Below are 24,089 nucleotides of genomic sequence, written 5' to 3' on the forward strand. Positions count from 1 at the left end.
CCATTCACAACGTCACGACAACGCAACTACGAGAGCAAAACCATGAACACCGTCGAACCGCACTTCGCCGAGCGCCTGCGCATCGAACGCCTGGCCGTGGAAACGCTGTACCGCGCCTTCAGCGACAACGATCCCGATCTTGTCGACACTGTGCTCGCCCCTGATTGGGCCGACATTCCGCTTGCGCCGGGCCAGGGTCCCGGACCGGACGGCATCAAGCCGATCATCCGCAGTTTCGCGCAAGCCTTCCCCGACGTGCGCATCGTCATCCACGACATGATCCAGGTGCCGGGACAGATCGCGGTGCGTGCCGAAATCACCGGCACGCATCGGGGCGAACTGTTCGGCATCGCGCCGACCGGCAAGCAGGTCAGCTTCCGCCTGCACGAATTTCACGCGCTGGACGGCAAGCGCGTGATCACCACGTGGCACATGGAGGACTGGTTCGGCCTGTTCCTTGAACTCGGCCAGTTTCCGGCGCAAGGCTGAACGCCCTCATTCCCGAATTCCTGAACTGCGGAATCCCTGGCAAGAACCCTTGAGCATCGCCATGAAGCCAACCATGAAAGCAGCACTCCTCAACACCTTCGGCGGTCCCGATGTCATCAGCATCGGTGAGACCGCGCTCCGGGACATGCAGCCCGATGAAGCCACTGTCCGTATCGAAGCGGCAGGCGTCAATCCGTTGGACCTCAAGATAGTCGCGGGCTACATGCAGCAGGTCTTCCCCGTCACCCTTCCTCACATTCCCGGCAACGATTTCAGCGGCGTGGTCGAAGCGGTCGGCGCCCAGGTCGCGCATCTGCAACCGGGCGACCGCGTGTTCGGCCGCAGCAAGCCGGGCGCGGGCGGCGCGTTCGGGCAGCGCGTGCTGATCCATGCGGCGGCCGGTGGCGTCGGCAGGCGCCTGACCACGACACCCCGGCATACGTGAAGGCTATGTCGAACGGCCGGACTCGTTGCCAGGCGCGTGCCGCGCGAGATCAACGAATGCCCGCAGCCCGGCGGGTATGTGCCGGCTCCCGGAAAAATACAGGAACAGCCCGGGGACGACTGGGCACCAGTCGTCGAGCACCGCAACGAGCCGCTTGCGAGCCATCGCGTCGCGCGCATAGGTCTCGGGCACGTATGCAATGCCGAGCCCCCTCAATGCTGCCTCGATCATCAACGTATTGCTGTCCATCGTGAGCGCGCCGGGCGGATCGATCGTGAAGGCGTGACCGTGACGCGCGAACTCCCACCGGTAGCGTTTTCCACCCGGCAGGCGTTGGCGAATGCAGCGATGCCACTGCAATTCTTCCGGCGTGCCCGGTTGGCCATATTTGCGCAGGTAACGAGGCGACGCGACTGCAAGAAAGCGAAAGTCCTCGCTGATCCGCACCCCGATCATGTCCTTGGGTACAGCTTCACCGAGCCTCACACCTGCATCGAAGCCTTCCGCCACGATATCGACGAAACGTCCGTCCGAGACGAGATCCAGTTCCATCTGCGGATATTTCGCCATAAAGCGCGGCACGACTGTCTGAAGCAATTGACGAATCGCCCCTTCGCTTCCATTGATGCGCAGTGTCCCGCGAAGCGCCTCATCGTCCCGCGCGACATCGTCGAGTGCGCGATCGAGATCGCTCAGCACAGGATGCAGACGTGCCAGCAGACCGTGCCCCGCTTCAGTCAGCGATACGCTACGCGTGGTCCGGTGCAGCAAGCGCACGTTCAAATCGTTCTCGAGCCCACGCATCGCATGGCTCAGCGCAGAACGCGACACGCCCAGTTCGCCAGCGGCCTGCACAAAACTGCGCCGCGCAGCGACGACCATGAATGCCCGTAAATCGTTGAGAGTCGGCTTTCCCATTGGTGAATTTCCTTCAACACGTGATGCCGATTAACCTGACTTCTCCGACGAATACCGATGTTCTAGCATGAACGGATGATCCTTTCCAACGGAGAAATGGGCATGACGAAGAACTGGCTGATCACGGGCGCATCGAGCGGCCTCGGACGTGGATTGACGGAGAAGCTGCTGGCACGCGGCGACAGCGTGGTCGCGACGCTGCGCACGCATGGCGCATTGGACGTTCTACGCAGGCAACATGGAGACCGCCTGGAGGTCGCCGAATGTGCCCTGACGGACGTCGATGCAACCAGAACTGCCGTCGGGCGGGCGTTTGCTGCTTTCGGACGCATCGATGTCGTCGTCAGCAATGCGGGCTATGGCCTTTTCGGCGCGGCCGAAGAACTCGACGACGCGCAAATCGCACGTCAGATCGAGACGAATCTGACCGGGTCAATCCAGTTGATCCGCGCGGTTATTCCCCGTCTGCGGGAACAGGGCGGCGGACGGATCGTGCAGGTGTCGTCGGAAGGCGGCCGGATCAGCTATCCGGCTTTCAGCCTCTACCACGCGACCAAATGGGGCATCGAAGGATTTGTCGAAGCTGCCGCGCAGGAAGTCGGCCCGTTCGGCATCGACTTTGTGATCATGGAGCCTGGTCCGACGCGCACCAACTTCGGCGCCGGTCTCGACCGCGCGGTGCCAATGCGCGTGTACGACGATACGCCTGTCGGTGAAATACGGCGCGCACTCGAAACCGGTTATTTCGAATTTGCCGACGCGGCCAAAACGGTCGACGCAATGATCGCCGCGATCGATAGTCCTTCCCCGCCGCTACATCTTGCCCTTGGCAAATCCGCTTACGAAGCGATATATGCGTCGCTGACAACGCAGCTCGTGGCTCTGCAGGCGCAAAAGGAGGTCGCGTTTTCGGTGATGGAACGGGCATAGCCGGATCGTGAACCATTCGACAGGCGAGAGACAAAGCGCAGGCGCCCTGCACGATGTGCTCACAGGCATGGGCGGCCGATGTCGCCCGAGCTGCGCGAACTCGCGCCACGCGTTCAAATGAACTTCGCCCGCTTCGGCTTCGTCTCGATACGGACACGCTGTTCATTTTCTGTAGCGACAATGGTCCCGAATTCCGCGTGCCGTATCGGGGTACGGCGGGCCCCTGGACAGGGACTTACCATACTGCGATGGAAGGCAGCCTGCGCGTGCCTTTTACTGCGCGCTGGCCCGGCAGGATTCCGGTCGACGTGAACAATCAGATTGTTCACGTCGTCGATCGTTTGCCGACGATTGCGGAAGTGATCGGTGGCAAGGTGCCTGATGACCGGCCGATCGATGGAGTCTCGCAACTCGATTTTTTACCGGTGCGAAACCGGTATCCAATCGCGAACGATTTCTTTTCTACATCAAGGATGAACTTCACGCCGTGAAGTGGCGCGACTGGAAGCTCCATTCTGTGTACGGGCCTGGTACACGTCAACGAAGACCTGGAATGGGTGCATCCAGGCCGCGAGAAACATCAACCGGGCATTGCGTTTGCTGAGATGAATCGCGCGCTCAGGCCTTGACGTTGATGATCGTTCCGACTTGCTGGCCACTGCTGTTCACGCTCGGCGTTGCCGCCGGCTGCGTGGCGGCTGCCTTGACCGCCTTTGCGCCCGCATCGTCGCCGTCTCCATCGACATCAGGACCGACTTCCCGGGCTTCCGATGACGTCGCGCCGCGTTGTGCCGTTTGCGTGTGCGCGGTCTGAACCGGGAGTTGGAGTTGTTGGTTGCCGCCAACAGAAGAAACGCTCATGTACATCTCCTTTAGGTTGCGAGCATGCGTATCTGCTCACTTTGCTTAACGGCAGTCGAGAGCAGAGGGATTAGGCGGATATACGTAACACTGTATTGAGTTTCTCAGGTAGCGCGCGAAATACTGATGAAACAAAGTCCGCGTTCTGCGGGCGACAAGGCTGGAGAAACATGCGCCGCCCCGTCGGGATCGGCTCCGTGGAGCAACGACATGATGACGAGGCCGCCTTCGTCTAACAGATCAGAGAGGGTGTCCATCCCTCGGTGATGCTGGGCTTCGTCGGGCTGCATCCGTACTGCAGTAACCATGGCAACATTGAACGTGTTACGAGGCAGACTGCTGGAAGACTGTCGTCGAGCCAGCCGAAGTTGGAAGCCGGACAGAAGTGGATCGCAGCAGCCCGTAGTTCGCGACGGGCTCGACCGCTACCAGCGAGTGCCCATCGCTGCCAATGCGGCAGCGTCGCGGCCCATGTCGGCCTCCACGTCGAGGATGCGTGAAGGCGCCTTCAGTATCAGAGGCAGAACTCGTCGGTAGTGGTCTCGGAACGAAATCTTGCTCCAATCGTTAGCCAAGGCCGCGGCATGCTCGACATAACCTTCGGCTCCCGCAACCTCGGTCGGCATTGGTGAATATTGGATTGTCTGGCCGGTTTCACTCACTGAGCTATGACGTCACAAAGCCGCTCGCCAATAACCTGCGGCAAGGTGTTCGACTCCGTTGAACCGGCGCGCGCGGTGCTCTTGCCAAAGGCTCCCAACAATATCCGCCCGGAAGTCAACCGGAACTCGTCTGGTGAGACAAGCACCGCAAGGCCGTGAGCGAGCGCTTCGATACCTGGTTGACCGGTTAAGGCCAAGCGCAAACGCCGGGACGGGACGGTGTCAGCGCAGGATTTCCGTGCGGGCGTCCACAACGCAAAACCGCTAGTCGCCCGCCATGACGCGCCGGGCGACTAGTCGCGGCTTCTCGTAAACCCCCGCCCATCTGATTTCGTCTTGCGTTGGCTTTTTGACACGACTATATTGATATGCACCATCAACTATCGTATAGAGATAATTAATGAGTGAAGAGATTCTGTTGTCGAATCACGGCCGCGTGGCGGTCATCACGCTGAACCGGCCCGAGCGCCTCAATGCGTGGACCACGCCGATGCGCGAACAGATCATCACGGCGCTCGAACAGTTCGATGACGATGACGGCGTGGCGGCCATCGTCATGACTGGCGCGGGCGACCGTGCATTCTCGGCGGGGCAGGATCTCTCCGAGGCGCATGACTTCGACGGCGAGCGCGCGGTGGCGTGGGTCAGGGAGTGGCAGCGTTACTACACCGTCCTGCGCGGCCTGACGAAGCCGCTCGTAATGGCGCTCAACGGCACAGCAGCAGGCTCGGCCTTCCAGGTCGCGCTGCTCGGCGATATTCGCGTGGGCCATGCGGGCGTGCGAATGGGCCAGCCGGAAATCAACGCGGGCATTGCGAGCACGACCGGGCCGTGGATCATGAGCGAAATGCTCGGCATGTCGCGCACGATCGAACTTACGCTCACGGGGCGCCTGATGGACGCCGACGAGTGTCATCGCATCGGTCTCATTCATTACCTCGTGCCGGCCGATCAGGTGTTCAAGCGCGCGCTCGAAATCGCAAGCGATCTCGCGGCCAAGCCACCCGTGGCGATGCGTCTCGACAAGCAGCGTTTTCGCGAGATGACCGAGCCGGGCTTTCGCGACGCGATTGAGTCTGGCATGCGCATCCAGCGCGAGGCGTACGACTCCGGAGAACCCGCGCGCATGATGGAGGCGTTCTTCCGCGCGCGTGCGAAATAACGCAACAGTCGTTCAGTTCATTCAAGACGGGAGTCCAGGCATGACGCAACAGTTCAACCCGGCGCGGCGCCGCATCCTGCAGGGCGCCGGCATGGCCGGCCTTGCGGCTTTCGCTGGCGCACTGCCAGTGGGTGCACTCGCGCAAGGCAAGCAGATCGTCGTGTCGGACCCGGGCGGTCCGTACACCGGCGCTTATCGCAGTGCGTTTTACGATCCATTCGAGAAGGCCACTGGTATCAAGGTGGTGAGCGTCGCGCGCGAGTCGCAACCAGTCGCGCAGTTTGCGGCCATGGTGCAGACGCGCAACTACATGTGGGATGCCACGATCCTGACGCTCTCGGACGATATTCCGTATCTTCAGGCGAACAACTTTCTGGAGCCGATCGGCCTGAAGGCGAGCGACTATCCGCAACTCATCACCAACGCGATCACGCCTGACTGGCTCGGCGTGGACGTGTATGCGACCGTGCTCGCGTATCGGCAGGACAAGTTCGCGCAGAACGGGCCGAAGTCGTGGGCGGACTTCTGGGACGTCAAGCGCTTTCCGGGCCGTCGGTGCCTGCGGCGCAGTCCGATCGACACGCTGGAGCAGGCGCTGCTTGCCGACGGGGTGCCGCTCGACAAGCTCTATCCGCTCGACGTCGATCGCGCTTTTCGCAGCCTCGACAAGATCAAGCCTCACGTCAACATCTGGTGGACCTCGGGCGCGCAGGCCATGCAGGCGATCCAGAGCGGCGACGTCGACATGATCTCGACCTGGAACGGTCGGGCCCAGGCCGCGCGCGACGGCGGCGCGCCGGTGCAGATCGTCTGGAACGAAGGGCTTTATTCGGTGGAAGGCTGGGGCATTCCGAAGGGTACGCCGCGGGCGGACATGGCAAAGCAGTTCGTGCGCTTCTGTGCCGACGCACATCGCCAGGCAATCTTGACCAGGACGCTCGCGTACGGTCCGACCAATCGCGACGCGTTCGCATCGATTCCGGCGGCGCGCGCGGATATTCTCCCCACCGCGCCCGGGAATCTGCGCGACATGCGCCTGCCAAGCCCGCAATGGTGGCAGACAAACCGCCAGAAGGTGACGGAGCGCTTCAACACCTGGATTATTTCCTGATGGAGCGGCGGCGATGAGCGCAAAACTCGAAACGGTGGGCATTGCGAAGCGCTACGGCGAGACGGTGGCGCTGGAGCCCACGGACCTCGTGGTGCAGGCCGGCGAATTTCTCACCCTGCTCGGTCCTTCGGGCTCGGGCAAGACCACGCTGCTGCAGATGATCTCGGGACTCGTCGAGCCGAGCGCGGGGCGCATCGAGATCGACGGCCGCGACGTCACGTATGTCGAGCCCGCCAAGCGCGGCATTGGCATGGTGTTCCAGAGTTACGCGCTCTTTCCGCATATGAGTGTGTGGGACAACGTGGCCTATGGCCTGCGCATGCGCCGCAAGTCGCGCGAGGACACGCGCGTGGCCGTGGACGGCGCGCTCGCCATGGTGCGCATGGGCGAGTACGCGAAGCGCTTTCCTAAGGAGCTTTCGGGCGGCCAGCAGCAACGCATTGCGCTCGCGCGCTGCTTTGCCTACCGGCCTTCTGTGATCCTCCTCGACGAGCCTCTCGGCGCCCTCGACAAGAAGCTGCGCGAGCATATGCAGGTCGAGATCCGCCGCCTGCACCGGGAACTTGGCGCGACCTTCGTCTACGTTACGCACGATCAGGACGAGGCGCTCACGCTGTCCGACCGCATCTGCCTCATGAATCAGGCACGTATCGAACAGGTGGGCACGCCGGTGGATCTCTACGATCGTCCGGCCACGCGCTTTGCGGCAGGCTTCATCGGACATTCGAATCTGCTCGAGGGCGCCGTCGACCACGCGCGCGGACCCAGCGGCGAAGCGATCCTGCTCGCGGCCGGCGGACGTGTGCCGCTACCCGAGCCGGCGCAGCCGGGACTCAAGCGCTGCCTGCTCGTGCGGCCCGAAGCACCACGTCTCGTCGAGCAGAAGGGCGGCTACTTCGACGGCACGATCTCGGACATCGTGTTCTTCGGTAGTGATACGCGCGTGCAACTGACGCTCGCAGACGGCAGCCCGCTCAACGTGCGCTGCGAGCGCAGTCTCGCGCCGCGCCTCGGCGACACGGTCGGACTCACCTGGGACCCGCATCGCACGACGTTGCTGTCGGCTTAAGGCATCGCAAGAGGAACGAACATGACGATGACTCTGGAGGCGCAGCCGCCGCATATCGCCAGCCGGCCGCGCCGCGCCGGATGGCTCACGGGCCTGTTGCGCGTACTGCCGATTGCGCCCACGCTGGTTTTTCTGCTCGTGTTCTTCATCGTGCCCGTGGGCCAGATCCTGCAAGGCGGGCTTTTCGATGCGGACGGCGCGTTTGGCCTCGGGCAATTTGCCCGCATCGCGCACACGCCGGTCTATGCGAAGGTGCTGTGGATCACCTTTTCGATTTCGCTCATGACCGCGGCGTTGTCGGTGGCGCTCGGATACCCGGTGGCGTATCTGCTGAGCGGGTTGCCGGGACGCTCGCGCGAGCGCTGGGTCCTCTGGATCATGCTGCCATTCTGGACCAGCTACCTTGTGAAAACGTACGCGTGGATGCTGCTGCTTTCGAAAACCGGTGTGCTCTCCACGATCGCGCTCGCGCTTGGTCTCGTGCGCGAGACGAATGGCATGATGCCTTCGTTGACCGGGGTGCTGATCGGCATGGTGCACGCGATGCTGCCGCTCGCTGTGATGACCATGCTGCCTGTAATGCGAGGTATCGACGAGCGCCTGACGCAGGCCGCCGAAACGCTCGGCGCCGAGCGCGGCATGAGCTTCTTTACGGTGTTTTTGCCGCTTTCTGCGCCCGGCGTGGCGGCGGCGGGGCTGCTCGTGTTCGTGTCGAGCCTCGGATTCTTTATCGTTCCCACATTGCTTGGGACGCCAAAGGAAACGATGATCGCGCAGCTGGTGATTTCATCGGTGCTGGACCTCTTCGACATGCGTTTCGCCGGCGCGCTTTCCATCGTGCTGCTCGTGTGCGCGGTCGGCATCTTCCTGATTTACGATCGCGTGGTGGGGCTCTCCTCGCTGACAGGCGAGATTTCCGAACGCCGGCGCAGCGCGCGCACGGGAGGCCTGAAACTCGCACTATTACTGGCCGCAGGGCGTATCGCCTCGCCGCTTGCGCGACGCCGCTTCACCCGGCGACACGCATTCGAACTGGGCGCCGGCGTCGGTCCGCTGCGCGTCTATACGTTCGCCGTGCTCGCCTTGCTCGTCGTGCCCGTGCTGTCTGTCATTCCTTATGCGTTCACGCGCGCCAACTATATTGCGTTCCCACCGCGGCTTTTCAGTCTCAAATGGTTCGGCACGTTTCTCGATTCGCCGGTGTGGCAGAGCGCGCTGATACGCTCATTCGAAGTGGGCTTTTTCACGGCTCTGCTTTCGTTGCTGCTCGGCTTCGGCGCGACGCTTGCGTTGGCGCGCATGACACAGCGCGCGAGCAAGCCACTTTTCGCGCTGCTCGTCGCGCCGCTTATCGTTCCACGCATCGTGATCGCCGTGGGGCTGCTCTATCTGTTCGGCACGCTCGGCCTCACCGGCACGAATACGGGGCTCGTGGTGGGCCATACGGTGCTCGCGATTCCCTATGTGGTGGTCACGCTGGCGGCGGGCTTCAGGCAGTTCGACTGGTGCCTTGACGACGCCGCGCGCGTCATGGGCGCTTCGCCGCTGCGCCGCATCGCGACTATCGTGATTCCGCTGTTGATGTCGAGCCTATCGGCTGCATTCCTGTTCGCCTTCATCGTTTCATTCGATGACCTGACGATCGCGATATTCGTGAGCGGTGGCATCAACACGACACTGCCGAAGCAGATGTGGGACGACATCCAGCTGGCCATCACGCCGACGCTCGCAGCCGTTTCGACTACGCTCGTCGTGCTGATTGCGCTGGTGGTGCTCATTTCCTCGCAGCTCAAGCGTCATGCACGTTGAGCGGGACATCCATAGCCATTTTTCATCCATGCATCCATACCCGGAATATTTCGCCCAGCGTCATGCGCTGGACGCGCTCGATTGCGCTCCGCTCATGCTCGCGGGGCTGCGCGGCAACGCCGACCGTCCGCTGTTGCATTTCGACGATTGCGCGGTGAGCGCCGCCGAGGCCACGCAACGCATTGCGCAGTTCCAGCGCTGGTTCCGCGAGCAGGGTCTCATGCCCGGCGATCGCGTGGCTGTCATGCTCGGCAACGGGGTGGGCCATGTGCACCTGATTTATGCGCTAATCGTAAGCGGCCTCGTATGGGTGCCGGTCAACACGAAGCTGCGCCGCGCGGGACTCGACTATCTGATCGGACACGCGAAACCCAGGCGCTTCGTATTCGAACCGGATTTCGACACCGTGCTGAGCGAAGTCGAGTTTGGTGAAACCCGTCCTGTGACGTTGCCCGCGTTTTCGGCCGCTACGGCCCCACTGCAAATTGAGTCACCCACCATTGAACCGCATGCGCCGCTTTGCATCATTTATACGTCGGGCACGACAGGCGCGCCGAAAGGTGTGATATTCACGCATCGGATGATGCGCATCGCGAGTGAGGCCGTACTTACGGTGGCTGACGTGCGCCCGGGCGACCGTTTGCTGCTGTGGGAGCCGCTATGTCATATCGGCGGGGCGCAAATGCTGATGCTGCCGTTTATCGAAGCGGTCGAACTGCACGTCGTGCCGCGCTTTTCGGCTTCGCAGTTCTGGGCGCAGGTGGCGCGCGCGCGCGCGACACAACTGCACTATCTCGGCGGCGTGCTCGATATCCTGATGCAACTGCCACTCGAGGCTCAGCCGGCGCGGCATACGCTGCGTGTGGCATGGGGCGCGGGCGTGAGCGCGGCCGTGTGGCACGCGGTGGAGTCGCGCCTGCGGGTGCGGCTGCGTGAATGCTACGGCATGACCGAGTGCTCGAGCTTCGCAACCGTGAACACGAACGACAAGCCGGGTTCGATCGGGCAGGCCCTGCCGTGGCTCGACGTGGAACTTCTTGATGAAAACGGCAATCCGGTTGGCGTAAACGAACCCGGTGAAATCGTGCTGTCGAGCCGCGTGGAGGGCGCGTTCCTGCCAGGCTACCTCGAGAACGAGGCAGCGAGCCGCGCCGCGCTGCGCAACGGCAAGCTCCACACCGGGGACAGCGCGCGGCGCGATGCGGACGGCGATCTGTTCTTCATCGGCAGGAAAACGGACAGCATGCGCGTGCGGGGCGAGAACGTATCGGCGTGGGAGATCGAGCGGGTATTCGCCGGGCATCCTGCGGTGCGCGCGAGCGCGGCGATTGGCGTGGCTTCATCAGTCGGCGAGCAGGAGATCCTGCTGAACGTGCAGTTCAAGGACGAGCCGGTCGACTGGACTGCCATGCACGAATGGGCCACCACGCAACTCGCCAGTTTTCAGCTTCCGCGCTACTATCGGGCGGTCGAGCGCTTCGAGTTGACGCCAAGCGAGCGTATCAGGAAACACCTGATCCCGCGTGAACTGGGCGACGCGTGGGATCGCTTGAGCGAAGCGGCGGTGTGACTGCCGGCTGAGTGCATGACGGCGTGTGAGGAATATCGCAAGATATCGCATATAGATAGCAAGTTATTTATATGCGATACTTGATTCCAGATACAACTTCGATCCCATTGCCGTGACAGCGCCGTCCAAACTTACCCGCAAAAGCCGCCCTGCTGGCGAGGCCACGCGAGCCGCCGCCGACCCCACGGCGTCGTCGCTCTACGTGCAGTCGGTGGAGAAGGCGATGACCGTGCTCACAGCCTTCGACGGCAGCAAGCGGCAGCTTTCGCTCTCCGAAATCGCGGCGATCACCGGCTTCGACATGAGCGCAACGCAGCGCTTCACCTTCACGCTGGCAACGCTCGGCTATCTGCTCAAGGATCCAGAGAGCCGCAAGTACGAGCTTTCCCCGCGGCTGCTGGACTTTACCTATCACTATCTGACCTCGAACGAACTCGTCAGCCGCGCGACACCGTATCTTCAGCAACTTGGTTCGGAAACCGAAGAGGCAACCAATCTTACCGTTCTCGATGACACCGATATCGTGTTCGTGCTGCGCATCGTGAGCCGTAATGTCTTCAACGCGCACGTCATTACCGGTTCGCGCTTGCCGGCTTACTGCACGGCGCCTGGCCTCGCGATTCTCGCGACGCTCGACGACGGCGAGATCGACGACATCCTTTCGCGCACCAATCTCGTTGCTCATACGGCTTCGACGGTGTACCAGCCGCGCAAGATCAGGGAGCGCATCGCGCAGATCCGCAAGCAGGGCTATGCTCACACCGAGGACGAATACTTCGTGAGCGACATTTCGACGGCGGCGGCCATCACCAACACGCGAGGGCGAGGGATCGGCGCGGTCAACATTGCCGTGGCCCGGTCCAGGTGGCAGCCTGATCGTGACGAACGTCGTTTCGCTGATCTGGTGATCTCGACGGCATCCGCGATTTCCTCGAAGCGCCGTGCGGAGTGAGCTTGCGGATACCCGCCCCGGGGTGCCTTCGCATTTCGTGCATGTTTCCGGTTAGGTGCGCCTAACCCTGGCACGGTTTTGCCTCGTGACCCTGTGTATGTTTCTCTTCTAATCAAGCACGTCCTGACTACGCCGAAATTGCAGATGCTGTCTGCATTATCGATTCGGTGGCCGGGGTTGCGGTTCACCCCGGCGATCGAGCGGTCGCGTCATCTCTTCTTCAGCTGGAACAATTCCGTCCGCCACTGACCTGCTCTGTCAACAGGCTTGCGGACAAATTGCACCCACTGAACCCGCAATCCGTAGGTGCTTCTACCAATATTCGCTCAAAGTAATTGAAATGCAATTAAAAGCATTTCATTGCAATTTTGGCGGAGCTATTCTGGGCCGCATGAATCGACCCGGCAGCAGTCGGCGCAACCTGGCGAGGAATGGGACATGGAAGGTGAGATCGGACTGATCGCGGAACTTCGAGCGGAGTTGGGCGCCGATGCGGTCCTGACGGACGAGGCGGACCTGGCGGGTTTCGTCGAGGACTTCCGCGGGCGATACAAAGGCCGCGCGCTGTGTGTCGTACATCCGTCTTCGACGGAGCAGGTTGCATTCGTCGTGCGCCGATGCGCGGCACAGCGAATTCCAGTCCTGCCGCAAGGCGGCAACACGAGTTTATGCGGCGGCGCGGTCCCGCGCACCACAGGCCCGGCGCCGGTAATCGTGAGTCTCTCGCGCATGCGTCGCATCCGCGTCGTCGACGCCGCCAATCGCTCGATTGAAGTCGAAGCAGGCTGCATTCTGAAGACCGTGCAGGACGAAGCGGCTGTGTTGAACTGCCTGTACCCCGTGAGCCTGGGCGGGGAGGGTTCCTGTCAGATTGGCGGGACGATCTCAACCAATGCGGGGGGCACGAGCGTACTGCGCTACGGCAACACGCGCGACAACGTCCTGGGACTGGAAGTCGTCCTGGCGGACGGCAGCATCTGGAACGGCCTGCGCGGCCTGCGCAAGGACAATACGGGAATCGATCTGAAGCAGGTATTCATCGGTGCGGAGGGCACTCTCGGCATTATCACGGCGGCGACGCTCAAGCTCCATCCGCTGCCCACGCATCATGCGCTCGCGTGGTTCGCCCCGGCCAACCCTGAAGCGGCCTTGCGCGTCTTCGAGATGTTTCAGGCGAACTGCGGGTCGCGCCTTTGCGCCTATGAACTGATGAACGAACGGCAATTGCAACTCGTAGTCGAGCGTGTGCCGGAGCGCCGCAACCCGCTGGCCGATCCTCACGCATGGCACGTGCTGGTCGAATTGTCGGACACACGCGACGGCGCCGGGATGGAGGACATTCTGCAGCGCACGCTCGAAGAAGCGGCCGAAGCGAATTTAATCCAGGACGCTATCATCGCCATGAGCGATACGCAGCGCGCCAACCTCTGGGAGGTTCGCCACAGTGTGACCGAGGCGAACAAGGGCGCGGGTGTCGGTCTGACGACCGACTGTTCGGTGCCGATTTCCGCCGTCCCGGCTTTCATCGATGGCGCCACGCACGCTGTGCGCCAAATCGTGCCGGGGCTCGACATCGTGATCGTCGGGCACATGGGCGACGGCAACATCCATTTCATTCCCATGTTCTCATTCCCCGCGTGGCAGGCGCTTGTCGACGCACGGTCGATGGCCGAGGCGCTGCGCCGCGCGGTCAACGATGTCGCGCATCGGCTTGGCGGCTCGTTCAGCGCAGAGCACGGCATCGGCCAAACCGGGCTTGCGGAAATGGCGCACTACAAGTCACCGGTCGAACTGGCCACCATGCGCGCCATCAAACAGGCACTGGATCCGGAAAACATCATGAATCCGGGGCGCCTCATTCCCTGAGTGTGGCAGATTCGATCAAGACGCAGGATGGCTCGCCAGAGAGGGGTCGCTGCGTTGCACGATTAATACGTTGTACAAAACTTTGGAGTTCACGATGAAGTCGAAGAAATCCGGGCAATGCGCGATCGAGAATCCAGGACGCCGGAGCGCGATGAAAGTTGCAGCGGCTGGCATGGCGTCAGTGGCATTCCCATTTGTCTGGACTCCGGCGCGTGCGGCGAACAAACGCATTGTCGTCCGTGACGACGGCGGGATCTATACCAAGGCCTACAGCGCGGTTTACTACGCGCCGTTCACGAAGGCGACGGGCATCGAAGTCATCGGCGTTCAGGCGAATGCGGAGCCCACGGCACAGATCAAAAGCATGGTGGACGCCGGCAGTTACTCCTGGGACATGGCGAAAATCAGCCAGCCGGCAATCCTGATGCTGACGTCCGGCGGCAAGGACTATCTCGAGCGTCACGGTCTCGAATCGGATCCGGCAGTGTCGAAGATTCCCAGCCAGTATATGTCTGCGTTCGGCGTCGGGACGAACGTGTATTCGACGGTCCTCGCTTATCGCACCGATGCCTTCAAAGGCCGCAAGGCACCCTCATCGTGGGCGGATTTCTGGAACGTTGACCAGTTTCCCGGCCGCCGCTCCATGCGCAAGTATCCCTTCGACACGATCGAAGAAGCGCTGATGGCTACTGGTGTGCCGCCGGCGCAGGTGTATCCCTGCAATCTCGACCACGCGTTTGCGAGCCTCGACAAGATCTCGAAGCACGTCGATGTCTGGTGGACAACCGGCGCGCAGGTCGAACAGATGCTCGGCTCCGGCGAAGTCGCGATGGTCGCGACCTGGGCGTCGCGCGCGCAATCGGCGATGGCCAGCGGCGCGCCGGTGGCCATCGTCTGGAACCAGAACATCTGGGGCTGCGATAGCTGGTCGATCCTGAAGGGCACCCCCAATGCGAACGCCTGCCGTGAATTCATCAAGTTCACGAGCGACCCGAAGCGTCAGGCCGAACTCGTCAACTACTTCCCGGCGGGACTTACGCTTCCCGAAGCCTTTAACTATGTGAAGCCCGAAGTCGCGAAAAACTGTCCGACCTACGCGGACAATATGAAGAACGGTGTCCATATCGATGCGAAGTACTGGCTTCAAAACCAGAGTACGGCACTGGAACGATTCAACGGCTGGATTCTTTCCTGATCTTTCCGCACTTTGGATTTCGAAGCCATGGCAGCCACCAAGCTTACTATCCAGGGGCTCAGCAAACGCTACGGTGATTTCGTCGCGCTTGCCCCGACGGATCTCGATGTCGTCCAGGGCGAATTTCTCACCCTGCTCGGACCAAGCGGATCAGGCAAGACTACCTTGCTCAGCCTGATCGCGGGACTGGCGCACCCCGATAGCGGCAGCGTTCTCATCAACGGCACGGACGTCACTTACGGCGCACCGTACGAACGCGACATCGGCATGGTGTTCCAGAACTATGCGTTGTTCCCGCACATGACGGTGGCTGAAAACATCGCGTTCCCGCTGCAGATGCGCAAGGTGGACGCGGGCGCGACGCGCAAGCGCGTCGCCGAAGCGCTCGAGATGGTTCACCTCCCGCATGTGGCCGGACGTTATCCGCGCGAACTCTCCGGCGGCCAGCAGCAGCGCATCGCGCTCGCACGATGCATGGTGTATCGCCCGTCTATCATCCTGATGGACGAGCCGCTGGGTGCACTCGACAAAAAGCTGCGAGATCATATGCAGCTGGAAATCAAGCGCATTCACCGCGATCTCGGGACGACGATCGTCTACGTGACACACGATCAGGAAGAGGCGATGACCCTGTCCGATCGCATCTGCCTGATGAACGCCGGCTCAATCGCGCAACTCGGTACGCCGGCCGATCTGTACTTCCGCCCGAAGAATGTTTTCGTGGCCGACTTCCTCGGTGAGTCAAATCTGCTCGTCGCCACAGTGGAGTCGCGCGAGGACGACCGCGTTGGCATTGCCATCGGAGGCCGTCATTGCGGTCATGCAATGGCATATGACGGCAGTCTGCGCCCGGGCGGTAAAGCCAGGATCATGATCCGTCCGCAGAATCTCCATGTGGATGCAAGCGACACCATTGCCGATCGCGCCGAGTCGATGCAGGCGCGGCTCACCGACATCATGGTGACCGGCGGCATGACGAAGCTCTATCTGCAGGCGCTCGAGCCCGCGAACGGCGGCACGGAAGTGGTCGCCGCGTTCCCGACCAATCGCCTTGGCGAGCAGTACCAGATCGGCCAGGCGCTACGGCTGCGCTGGTCTGCGTCCGATACCGTTGCGATCGCGGAGTAAGCCATGAATCCTTCCGCACTCACGGTTCCCGCCGAGGCCGCTCGCAGGGGCTTTCAACGGTTGCGCTGGCGCCGTGCGCTGCGCGTGGCTGCAATGCTCGCGCCGATCGCCGTGCTGCTGACGGTGTTCTTGATCTATCCCGTCGGACAACTGCTGTTGCTGAGCATTCGCGATGACAGCGGCTTCTCGCTCGCCGAGTACCGGCGTCTCTTTGCGTCGCCGGTCTACGTCGAAGTGCTGTGGGTGACGCTCAAGATCTCGCTGCTCACGACGTTCTTTTCCGTGCTGACTGCGTATCCCGTTGCGTTCTTCATTTCGACGCTCACGCGCGAACGGAAGACCAAGGTGCTGTACTGGGTGCTGCTGTCGTTCTGGACCAGCTTTCTCGTGCGCACGTTTGCGTGGGTGGTCCTGCTCGGGCGCAACGGTGTCATCAACTGGACGCTGATGCATCTTGGCATCATCGATCAGCCACTGAATCTGCTCTACAACCTCTCCGCCGTGATCGTTGGCATGGTGCATGCATTGATGCCACTCGCGATCCTCACGATGCTCTCGGTGATGGAAAACATCGACCGCCGTTTGCCGACCGCGGCGTCGACGCTCGGCGCGCGTCCCGGCACGGTGTTCTGGAAGGTGTATTTCCCACTCTCGCTGCCGGGTGTGGCTTCGTCGGCGCTGATGGTGTTCGTCACTGCGATCGGCTTCTTCATCACGCCGACGTTGCTCGGCGGTCGCCGCCAGACGATGATCACGCAGCTCATCATCGATCAGGTGATGCAGGCGTTGAACTGGCGCTTTGCCGGAGCGATTTCCGTGCTGCTGCTCGTCGTCGTACTGATGGTCTTCATCGTCTACGATCGCATGGTCGGTCTCTCGACGATGGCGGGCGGCAGCTCCGCCGCGGGTGCGCCGCAGAAGGGCCGCCGATGGAGCCGCAAGGCGGGCGACATGGTGCTGACCGGGCTCGGTAACCTGACGGATATGGCGCTACGTTTCTTGCCGGCGCCGCGGCGCGGAGCGAGCGGCGGCAAGCAACGCTCGCTGCGCGCGGTTGTCTGGCTGATCCTCATTTTCCTCAGCGCACCGGCGTTTCTCATGATTCCGCTATCGTTCGACTCGCTGTCCGGTCTTGCGTGGCCGCCGCACGGTTTCTCGCTGCAGTGGTATCAGCAGGTCGCGGATTCGCCGCTGTGGATGCAGGCCGTCACGCGATCGCTGGCGGTTGGCGTGGGCACTGGCGTGCTGTCGATGGCGATCGGTACGCCTGTCGCGTTCCTGCTCGTGCGCGGTGGCCTCAAGTGGAATGCGACGATGCTGGCCTTCGTGCTCGCGCCGATCGTCGTGCCGCGCATGATTCTCGCCGTCGGGGTGTTCTACTTCTTTGCCCACATTGGCCTCGTCGGCTCGTCGTTCGGCCTGATGCTCGCGCATACGGTCGTCGCTGTGCCGTACGTGGTGATTACGATGATGGCCGTGCTGCGCAACTACGACGTGCGTCTCGATCTCGCCGCGCAGAGCATGGGCGCGCGCCGCTTCACGACGCTGCGCCGGGTGACATTCCCGATTCTGGGTGCGGGTCTCATGTCGTCATTCCTGTTCGCGTTCGCCACGTCGTTCGACGAGCTGACGATTGCCCTGTTCGCCTCGGGCGGTCTGAACACGACGCTGCCAAAGCAGTTCTGGGACGAAACCACCATGCAGATCTCGCCGGTGATCGCCGCGGTATCGACGTGCCTCTTTGTCTTCATTTCGGCGCTGATTACGGTCGCTGACCGCCTGCGCCGCCGCAGTCTCGCCTCCTGATACGCTTCATCTGAGAGATTTATTGAATGATCACTTCGCAAAATCTGCGCGGCATCCTGCCCGCGATTCCGACACCTGTCCATCCGGATGACACGATTAACGTCGAGGCGGCGCACAAACTGCTGCGCTATCTGCTCAAGCAGGGCATAGACGGTCTGGTGCCGCTGGGCGGCACGGGCGAATACGGTGCGCTTGCCCGTGCGGAACGTATCCGCATGGCGGAGTTGTCGGTCAGGGAAACGAACGGCGAGGTGCCGGTCATTGCCGGCGTACTCGACCCGGGCTATCACGATGCGCTTCAGGCCGGCAAGGAATTTGCCGCAGCAGGCGTGGACGGCCTGCTCGTCCTCACGCCGTATTACACGAACCCGACGCAGCAAGGCATTCGCGACTACTTCCTGCGCTATGCGGACGAGTCGCCGGTGCCGATCCTGATCTACGAAATTCCCTACCGCACGCGTATCGCGATCGCGCCCGAAGTGCTGCACGAACTGTCGCGCCACGAACGGATTATCGGCATGAAGGCGTGCAACACCGACATGTGGCATTTCCTGCGCACGGTGGCGGGCGTGGACAAATCGTTCTCCGTGCTGAGCGGCGAAGACACGCTATTCCCGATGCACCTCGCGGCCGGGGCACGCGGCGGCATCGTCGTAACCGCGACGCTGTTGCCGACGGCGTGGCGCAAGATTCAGAGGCACGTCGCGGACGGTCGTATCGCCGACGCCATCGAGCTGCATCGGTCACTGATCCCACTTATGAATCTCGCTTTCGCCGAAACGAACCCGGGTCCGATGAAAGCGGTGATGGATCTGATCGGCGTCGACGCACCGCATATGCTTGCGCCGCTCGTGAAGCCGGATGCAGCGCTCGCGGCGAGCCTGCGTTCAGAACTCACGAAACAGCTCGCCGTGTTCGAACAAGGCACTTAAGCACAGGAGGCTCCGTCAGTATCAGCGGCGGAACGTGGAGAGCCGTGACTTCGAAATCGAGGTCGCGGCGACTTGTATGTGTTTGGCGAGCTCGGCTTCCGCGCGCTCGACAGACCAGCGCGATGTGGGCACGGCGATATTGACGGCGGCAACGGCGGTGCCACCGTGATCGGTGATCGGCGCTGCCACGGAGATATCGCCCAGAACGGTTTCGTTCTCGACGACGACATAGCCGCGGTGCGTAGCGAGCCGAATGCGCTCGAGTAGCTTTTCGGGATTGATCTCCGTGTACGGCGTCATCGGCTCGAGGCGTGTCTGAGCCAGGATGCGCTTCACCTGCGCCTCGGGCAGACGGGACAAAATTGCGGTACCAGAGGCGGTGAACATCGCAGGCAACCGGGCGCCCACGACAATATCCACGTTGACGAGATGGCGGCCGGGGAAGCGTGCGACGAAAACGATCTCGTTGCCGTCGAGTTCCTGAAGGTTGGTTGTCTCGCCGAGTTGCCGGCTAATTTCGAGAAGATACGGCGAAGCCTTGTCGACCAGTTCGTTGGCGCGTATGTAGTTATACGAAAACTGCAGGACCTTCGAGGTCAGGCCATAGTTGCGGGTCTCCGGCACGCGATAGAGATAGCCGAGCTCTTCCAGCGTATGGACGACCCGCTGAGTGGCACTGCGATCCAGATCGGCAACGCGCGCGATGTCACTGAGCGTCATGTGACGGCTCGGTCCGTCGAAGGCGTGCAGTACGCGAAACGTCTTTTCGGTCGAGCCGATGAACAGGGACGAACGCTCGGACTTTCGGGTCGTGTCGGTTTTGCCCGGAGATGCAGAGGTGATTTTCGGCATGAAAGTGGGTAGCGATGCGGCGGTGCTTCAATTGAGATAATTGTAATGCAATTATTTTACTCGCGCATTTTCACTGGGTCAGACATGTTTGCTTGTGTTGACGACTACCGCACGGCGGCTCGACGGCGCCTTACCCGGATCGCCTGGGATTACCTCGAAGGCGCTGCTGAAGATGGCGATTCGATGCGCGCCGCGTGCGACAGCTTTCGACGATGGCAATTTCGCCCGCGCGTCATGACGGATGTATCGGCGTGCTCGCAAACTACGTCGATCTGGGGCCGCGAGGCCGCAGCGCCGATGGCGGTCGGGCCCACGGGGCTCAACGGACTGTTCTGGCCGAGGGCGGACGAACTGCTTGCGGCGGCGGCAGCCGAAGCAGGCCTGCCGTTCGTGATGTCCACGGCGGCGACGTCGCTGCTGGAGGATGTGCGCGCTGCGGCGCCGAACGCAGATTTATGGCTTCAGCTTTATGTGCAGCGTGATCGTGCAATTGCCGAAGACATGATGCGGCGCGCGGGCGAAGCGGGCTTCAGCACGCTTGTCCTGACCGTCGACACGCCGGTCCACGGCAATCGCGATCACGACCTGCGCAACGGCTTTCGCTTGCCGCTCAGACCAACAGCGAAATTGATGCTGGACTGCCTTCGCCATCCGCGCTGGTCGTGCCAGATGCTGAGGCACGGCGTGCCGCAATTGCGCAATATCGCAAAAAGCGTAGGCGAAACCGACAACCTGGCCAGGCACGCGGCCTTGCTCAGCCGGCAGATGGACCTGGCGCTGCAGTGGGGAGATCTTGACTGGATACGATGCCATTGGCGGGGGCGCGTGGTCATCAAAGGCATTCTGGACGTCGAGGATGCCAGGCTGGCACGCGATGCGGGTGCGCATGGCATCGTGCTATCGAATCACGGTGGGAGACAGCTAGCGGGAGCCCCCGCGCCGCTCGACGTCCTGACACAGGTGCATCGGGCTGTAGGGCGCGACCTGTGCATCTTTGTCGATGGCGGCGTGCGGCGCGGCACGGACGTCGTGAAGGCCGTAGCACTTGGCGCGACAGCGGTGCTTCTGGGTCGCGCGCCGCTATACGGGCTAGCTGCAAGCGGGAAGGACGGCGTCGCACATGTTCTTGCGCTAATGAAGTCGGAAATGAACACAACGATGAGGCTGCTCGGACGGGCCGACGTCGCAAGTCTGAACCCAGATTGCCTGCGGAGGGCTGCGACGGCTTTGGTCAGATCAGGCCAGGCTTCCTGTCCATATTCTTTTTTATAAGACTTTGCCAATCGAGTAGTGAGTGCAGCGCGACGATTCGAATGCGAGATCGATGGCATGTTCCGCGGCCTGACCACGCACCGTGAATGCACGCATCTTCATTTTCCGTACACCAAACTATCAGTTTCGCTAATGACCATGACTATGTGATTTGATTTCCTGAATGTGTCACTACACTCGTCTTCAGCGATATGCCATCTAGATGGCTATCCAGCGTTTCACTCTTCCAATCTGGAGACGTTCCGTGAGAGACAACCTTGCTCATATGAGCAACTACCTGCACCGGCTTTTGGCCGGACTTGCGATGTGCCTGTTTTCAGTGGCGCCGGCCGTGGCACAATCCGCATCTCCCGGGGACTTGCCCCACGTTGCGGTACTGGCAACCGGCGGCACGATCGCTGGTACCGCGGGGAGTGAGACGCAAACGACGGGCTACAAGCCGGGTGTACTGACGGCTAATGCGCTTCTCAAATCGGTGCCGTCACTGGGCAAGATTGCACAGGTGTCCGGTGAGCAGATTTCGAATGTCGGAAGTGAGAACATCACGAACGATATCCTCCTGAAACTGGCCAGGCGCGTAAATCAGCTTCTCGCACAGCCGGACATCGCGGGTGTCGTAGTGACCCACGGCACCGATACGCTCGAAGAAACCGCATATTTCCTCGATCTTGTCGTGAAGAGCGACAAACCCGTCGTAGTCACGGGTTCGATGCGACCGTCAACGGCCATCAGTGCCGATGGCCCGAGCAATCTTCTGCAGGCCGTCACGGTTGCCGCCTCGCCGCAGGCGCGTGGCCGCGGCGTGATGATCGTCCTGAACGACCGGATCGGCTCGGCGCGGTTCACCACGAAGACCAATGGCACCACGCTGGATACGTTCAAGGGAAACGACGAAGGCTACCTGGGCACCCTGGTGGACGAGGTGCCTCACTTCGAGACGTCCGTGTTGAAGCGCCACACTACATCGACGCCATTTGACGTGTCGAAGCTCGATGCCTTGCCGGAGGTCGATATTGTCTACGGCTACCAGAACGACGGCGGATTCATGTATGACGCCGCAGTGGCGCACGGCGCAAAGGGCATTGTCGTCGCGGGCGTTGGAGCAGGCAGCGAATCGCTTCTTACTCTTCCCTCAATCAAGAACGCGATTGCCATGGGGGTGATTGTGGTTCGCTCCTCTCGTACGGGGAGCGGATTCATACCGGAGGATCCGGCCTACGTGGGTCTTCTCGGCGACGACCTGAATCCACAGAAGGCCCGCATTCTCCTGATGCTTGCGCTAACCGTGACCAGGGATCCGTCGAGTATCCAGACGATGCTTCACGAGTTCTGAGTCGCTTTTCACCGGCTGAAGGCCGGTGCAGCGACGATTTGTTCCGGCGCGACGGTGCTGCGAGGCACCGCCGCGCCGTGTGCCGTTTAGGGCGCCCCAACGAGTCGCCCCAATTCGAATTGCAGCCCGCCTGGCATCCATTGCGGCCCGCTACTTCAGTCACTGTGTGACATACAATCAGAGTTGCTGATACTGTCGTCCGACATGCTGTTTTATTGATTCTGACTCCCTACACTGGTTTCTGAAGGCGCACGCAGGCGCCTCGCCGATAACCAGAGTTCAGGAGACGAAAGTGAGCAAGCAGATATTGATGGAGGATGTTCCGCTGCGTGGTTTCCACCTGCGCGTGGCGTTCAGCGGTACAGGCGGACAGTTCAGCGACGGTTTCGTGCTGGGCATTATCGGTATCGCCGTGAGCATGGCCGCCGGCGCACTCCACCTGAACGCGATCTGGATGGGGGCGCTCGGTGCGGCGTCTCTTGCCGGCCTCTTTTTTGGAAGCATGTTTGCCGGTCCCGTGGCGGACCGCTATGGCCGACGTACCATCTTTGCCTTCGACATGCTGCTCTTTGCCGTGATATCCGCGGCGCAATATTTCGTGACGTCGCCAGCCCAGCTGCTGGTATTGCGCGTACTGCTGGGGCTCGTTCTCGGCGCCGACTATGTCGTGAGCAAATCGCTTGTCACGGAGTTCGCGCCTCGCCGCTATCGTGGCCGTTTGCTGAGTGTTCTGGCGGCGGCATGGGCGGCGGGTTACGTGTGCGCGTACCTTGCAGGCTTTGCCCTTCGCAATACCGGTCCCGACGCATGGCGGATCATGCTGGCCGCCAGTGGACTGCCGGCACTGTTGATCCTGCCTTTCCGTCTCGGCGTACCCGAGTCCCCGATGTGGCTGATGAAACGCGGCCGCAAGGATGAGGCACTGGGAATCATCCGTGCAAAATTCGGATCGGAGACCATTCTGCGTGCACCGACGGCCACTCCCCAGCGTGGCGCCTGGTCGGAACTGTTCTCGGCGCGCTGGAGAAAGAATACCCTGGTTGGCTGCGTTTTCTACACGTGCCAGGTCATTCCGTACTTTGCGCTCGGCACGTTTTCTCCGAAGGTGCTGCAAGCCCTGCAGGTCAAGGATGGCTTTGTCGGCGGCCTCGTTTATAACGTGCTGCTCCTCGCTGGAGCAATCTTTGGACTGCTGATCGCAGACAGGCTTTCGCGCCGTGCATTTCTGGTCGGCAGCTTCTATCTTGCTGCAATAGGGCTTGCAGTGCTCGCGTACGCGGGATTCGGGCCGCTCGGCACGATACTCGCATTCGGGCTCTTCGCGTGCATTCTCTCGGCCGCGGCGAACCTCGAGTTCATCTATCCGCCGGAGCTTTTCCCTACCCATCTGCGGGCGTCGGGTGTGGGGCTGGCTGTGGCCTCCAGCCGCTTCGGGTCGGCAATCAGCACGTTTCTTCTGCCCGTGGCCGTGCAACAGGTTGGTATTCACGCCGCGCTCGGCGTGTGCGTGGCCGTGCTGCTGTTCGGTGGTGTGTTCTGCCATTTGTTCGCACCGGAAACCGGCAAGGAGAGTCTTTCGGATATGAGTTCCGGTCACGGCAGCAATGAACCGGCGGTCGATGGTGGCCAGAACGCGAGTCTGCATACATCGGCCCATCGCAATGGAAATCCGGGCATCTGACGGTCCGACGCGCATTGGCGCCGCCTGGAGCGTTCGCTGACCGAAA

20 protein-coding genes and 1 pseudogene are annotated in these 24,089 nt (G+C 61.7%); 18 read left to right on the top strand and 3 right to left on the bottom strand.

The features are described from left to right. The first annotated feature begins 42 nt into the window (after positions 1-42). Both BHE01S_RS11915 and BHE01S_RS11920 read left to right on the top strand, forming a co-directional pair. A complete protein-coding gene (locus BHE01S_RS11915; RefSeq protein WP_042264082.1) occupies positions 43-489 on the top strand; it encodes an ester cyclase in 447 nt (148 codons plus the stop codon). A gap of 61 nt (positions 490-550) precedes the next feature. Then, positions 551-934, top strand: coding sequence for an alcohol dehydrogenase catalytic domain-containing protein (locus tag BHE01S_RS11920; RefSeq protein ID WP_245639709.1), 384 nt, complete (start codon positions 551-553; stop codon positions 932-934). 3 nt (positions 935-937) lie between these two features. Here BHE01S_RS11920 and BHE01S_RS11925 read toward each other — a convergent pair whose 3' ends face one another. Next, complete coding sequence (locus BHE01S_RS11925; RefSeq protein WP_042264084.1) at positions 938-1,852, bottom strand: LysR family transcriptional regulator; 915 nt, start codon at positions 1,850-1,852, stop codon at positions 938-940. Positions 1,853-1,954: 102 nt separating this feature from the next. Here BHE01S_RS11925 and BHE01S_RS11930 point away from each other — a divergent pair, with 102 nt between their 5' ends. Further along, positions 1,955-2,782: an SDR family oxidoreductase gene (locus BHE01S_RS11930; protein WP_042264170.1), complete on the top strand. Its 828-nt coding sequence runs from the start codon at positions 1,955-1,957 to the stop codon at positions 2,780-2,782. Between the two features lie 137 nt (positions 2,783-2,919). Continuing rightward, a pseudogene (locus tag BHE01S_RS36645) lies at positions 2,920-3,311 on the top strand (sulfatase-like hydrolase/transferase); the annotation flags it as partial. Between the two features lie 89 nt (positions 3,312-3,400). On the opposite strand, the gene BHE01S_RS11940 reads toward BHE01S_RS36645, so the two are convergent. After that, complete coding sequence (locus tag BHE01S_RS11940; protein ID WP_042264172.1) at positions 3,401-3,643, bottom strand: hypothetical protein; 243 nt, start codon at positions 3,641-3,643, stop codon at positions 3,401-3,403. Positions 3,644-4,705: 1,062 nt separating this feature from the next. Here BHE01S_RS11940 and BHE01S_RS11950 point away from each other — a divergent pair. From BHE01S_RS11950 to dapA, 11 genes are all read left to right on the top strand, one after another. Next, positions 4,706-5,467, top strand: coding sequence for an enoyl-CoA hydratase/isomerase family protein (locus BHE01S_RS11950; RefSeq protein ID WP_042264087.1), 762 nt, complete (start codon positions 4,706-4,708; stop codon positions 5,465-5,467). A 40-nt stretch (positions 5,468-5,507) separates the two neighbouring features. After that, a complete protein-coding gene (locus BHE01S_RS11955) occupies positions 5,508-6,578 on the top strand; it encodes an ABC transporter substrate-binding protein (RefSeq protein WP_042264089.1) in 1,071 nt (356 codons plus the stop codon). A gap of 13 nt (positions 6,579-6,591) precedes the next feature. Next, the gene (locus BHE01S_RS11960) at positions 6,592-7,647 is read left to right on the top strand and encodes an ABC transporter ATP-binding protein (RefSeq protein ID WP_042264091.1); all 1,056 of its coding nucleotides are present in this window, start codon (positions 6,592-6,594) and stop codon (positions 7,645-7,647) included. A 21-nt stretch (positions 7,648-7,668) separates the two neighbouring features. Continuing rightward, positions 7,669-9,456: an ABC transporter permease subunit gene (locus tag BHE01S_RS11965; RefSeq protein ID WP_042264093.1), complete on the top strand. Its 1,788-nt coding sequence runs from the start codon at positions 7,669-7,671 to the stop codon at positions 9,454-9,456. A gap of 28 nt (positions 9,457-9,484) precedes the next feature. Next, entirely contained in the window at positions 9,485-11,026 is a 1,542-nt protein-coding gene (locus BHE01S_RS11970; protein WP_042264096.1) for an AMP-binding protein, read from the top strand. Positions 11,027-11,138: 112 nt separating this feature from the next. Beyond that, a complete protein-coding gene (locus BHE01S_RS11975; RefSeq protein WP_042264097.1) occupies positions 11,139-11,978 on the top strand; it encodes an IclR family transcriptional regulator in 840 nt (279 codons plus the stop codon). 438 nt (positions 11,979-12,416) lie between these two features. Then, complete coding sequence (locus tag BHE01S_RS11980) at positions 12,417-13,844, top strand: FAD-binding oxidoreductase (protein ID WP_042264098.1); 1,428 nt, start codon at positions 12,417-12,419, stop codon at positions 13,842-13,844. A gap of 94 nt (positions 13,845-13,938) precedes the next feature. Then, positions 13,939-15,039: an ABC transporter substrate-binding protein gene (locus tag BHE01S_RS11985; protein ID WP_042264174.1), complete on the top strand. Its 1,101-nt coding sequence runs from the start codon at positions 13,939-13,941 to the stop codon at positions 15,037-15,039. Positions 15,040-15,066: 27 nt separating this feature from the next. Then, positions 15,067-16,167, top strand: a complete 1,101-nt coding sequence (locus BHE01S_RS11990; RefSeq protein WP_042264176.1) for an ABC transporter ATP-binding protein — start codon at positions 15,067-15,069, stop codon at positions 16,165-16,167. Positions 16,168-16,170: 3 nt separating this feature from the next. Continuing rightward, positions 16,171-17,973 carry an ABC transporter permease subunit gene (locus BHE01S_RS11995; protein WP_042264099.1) on the top strand — a complete coding sequence of 601 codons (1,803 nt, stop codon included), beginning with the start codon at positions 16,171-16,173 and terminating at the stop codon, positions 17,971-17,973. Positions 17,974-17,999: 26 nt separating this feature from the next. Beyond that, entirely contained in the window at positions 18,000-18,905 is a 906-nt protein-coding gene (gene dapA, locus BHE01S_RS12000) for a 4-hydroxy-tetrahydrodipicolinate synthase (RefSeq protein WP_042264101.1), read from the top strand. A gap of 21 nt (positions 18,906-18,926) precedes the next feature. Here the strand turns inward: dapA and BHE01S_RS12005 are convergent, their stop codons facing one another. Next, positions 18,927-19,757, bottom strand: coding sequence for an IclR family transcriptional regulator (locus tag BHE01S_RS12005; protein WP_042264104.1), 831 nt, complete (start codon positions 19,755-19,757; stop codon positions 18,927-18,929). Positions 19,758-19,841: 84 nt separating this feature from the next. Here BHE01S_RS12005 and BHE01S_RS12010 point away from each other — a divergent pair, with 84 nt between their 5' ends. From BHE01S_RS12010 to BHE01S_RS12020, 3 genes are all read left to right on the top strand, one after another. Then, positions 19,842-21,029 carry an alpha-hydroxy acid oxidase gene (locus tag BHE01S_RS12010; RefSeq protein WP_042264178.1) on the top strand — a complete coding sequence of 396 codons (1,188 nt, stop codon included), beginning with the start codon at positions 19,842-19,844 and terminating at the stop codon, positions 21,027-21,029. A gap of 244 nt (positions 21,030-21,273) precedes the next feature. Next, a complete protein-coding gene (locus tag BHE01S_RS12015) occupies positions 21,274-22,362 on the top strand; it encodes a type II asparaginase (protein ID WP_281177752.1) in 1,089 nt (362 codons plus the stop codon). 292 nt (positions 22,363-22,654) lie between these two features. After that, complete coding sequence (locus tag BHE01S_RS12020) at positions 22,655-24,043, top strand: MFS transporter (protein WP_218000412.1); 1,389 nt, start codon at positions 22,655-22,657, stop codon at positions 24,041-24,043. The last annotated feature ends 46 nt before the right edge of the window (positions 24,044-24,089 follow it).

The organism is Paraburkholderia heleia NBRC 101817, assembly GCF_000739775.1.
In the GTDB taxonomy this organism is placed as follows: Bacteria; Pseudomonadota; Gammaproteobacteria; order Burkholderiales; family Burkholderiaceae; genus Paraburkholderia; species Paraburkholderia heleia.

Bases quoted from the DNA above. Each gene is read 5' to 3' on its own strand.
- BHE01S_RS11980 (WP_042264098.1), top strand. From the start codon at position 12,417: ATGGAAGGTGAGATCGGACTGATCGCGGAACTTCGAGCGGAGTTGGGC.
- BHE01S_RS11940 (WP_042264172.1), bottom strand. From the start codon at position 3,643: ATGAGCGTTTCTTCTGTTGGCGGCAACCAACAACTCCAACTCCCGGTT.
- BHE01S_RS11930 (WP_042264170.1), top strand. From the start codon at position 1,955: ATGACGAAGAACTGGCTGATCACGGGCGCATCGAGCGGCCTCGGACGT.
- BHE01S_RS11995 (WP_042264099.1), top strand. From the start codon at position 16,171: ATGAATCCTTCCGCACTCACGGTTCCCGCCGAGGCCGCTCGCAGGGGC.
- BHE01S_RS11955 (WP_042264089.1), top strand. From the start codon at position 5,508: ATGACGCAACAGTTCAACCCGGCGCGGCGCCGCATCCTGCAGGGCGCC.
- BHE01S_RS12010 (WP_042264178.1), top strand. From the start codon at position 19,842: ATGTTTGCTTGTGTTGACGACTACCGCACGGCGGCTCGACGGCGCCTT.
- dapA (WP_042264101.1), top strand. From the start codon at position 18,000: ATGATCACTTCGCAAAATCTGCGCGGCATCCTGCCCGCGATTCCGACA.
- BHE01S_RS11965 (WP_042264093.1), top strand. From the start codon at position 7,669: ATGACGATGACTCTGGAGGCGCAGCCGCCGCATATCGCCAGCCGGCCG.
- BHE01S_RS11920 (WP_245639709.1), top strand. From the start codon at position 551: ATGAAGCCAACCATGAAAGCAGCACTCCTCAACACCTTCGGCGGTCCC.
- BHE01S_RS11925 (WP_042264084.1), bottom strand. From the start codon at position 1,852: ATGGGAAAGCCGACTCTCAACGATTTACGGGCATTCATGGTCGTCGCT.
- BHE01S_RS11990 (WP_042264176.1), top strand. From the start codon at position 15,067: ATGGCAGCCACCAAGCTTACTATCCAGGGGCTCAGCAAACGCTACGGT.
- BHE01S_RS11950 (WP_042264087.1), top strand. From the start codon at position 4,706: ATGAGTGAAGAGATTCTGTTGTCGAATCACGGCCGCGTGGCGGTCATC.
- BHE01S_RS11985 (WP_042264174.1), top strand. From the start codon at position 13,939: ATGAAGTCGAAGAAATCCGGGCAATGCGCGATCGAGAATCCAGGACGC.
- BHE01S_RS12005 (WP_042264104.1), bottom strand. From the start codon at position 19,757: ATGCCGAAAATCACCTCTGCATCTCCGGGCAAAACCGACACGACCCGA.
- BHE01S_RS11915 (WP_042264082.1), top strand. From the start codon at position 43: ATGAACACCGTCGAACCGCACTTCGCCGAGCGCCTGCGCATCGAACGC.
- BHE01S_RS11970 (WP_042264096.1), top strand. From the start codon at position 9,485: ATGCATCCATACCCGGAATATTTCGCCCAGCGTCATGCGCTGGACGCG.
- BHE01S_RS11960 (WP_042264091.1), top strand. From the start codon at position 6,592: ATGAGCGCAAAACTCGAAACGGTGGGCATTGCGAAGCGCTACGGCGAG.